Source organism: Streptomyces sp. P17 (genome assembly GCF_032436805.1).
Classification (GTDB): domain Bacteria; phylum Actinomycetota; class Actinomycetes; order Streptomycetales; family Streptomycetaceae; genus Streptomyces.
Genome location: NZ_JAVRBF010001372.1, coordinates 1 through 243, shown reverse-complemented (window position 1 = coordinate 243; position 243 = coordinate 1). Strand labels below are relative to the sequence as shown.

Annotated in this window: 1 protein-coding gene; it reads right to left on the bottom strand. The window is 65.4% G+C overall.

Annotated features, from left to right (window positions below; translation table 11 throughout):
• Window positions 1-243, bottom strand: a 243-nt coding sequence (locus RMT89_RS45015) for a hypothetical protein (protein WP_315889531.1), incomplete at both ends; no start/stop codon positions are given.

Genomic DNA, 243 nt, shown 5'->3' with positions numbered 1-243 from the left:
CTCTGGTCGATGAGCCAGCCGATACGCGTCTGCCACCGGGCGTCGAGCGAGGTCACTCGCTTGGGGTATGACGGAGCGAGCACGCTGCGTGCCGCGAGAGCGGTCGAGACCAGAGTTACGGGCGCTAACCAGGCTGGGAAGAGCACTTCGTCGACGAAGCGAGCGCCGAGCAGCTTTCTCACCACTTTCATGCCGTGCTGGTCGTCGCGGTGACCTCGAACGTAGCGCGCGCGCTGCTCGAGA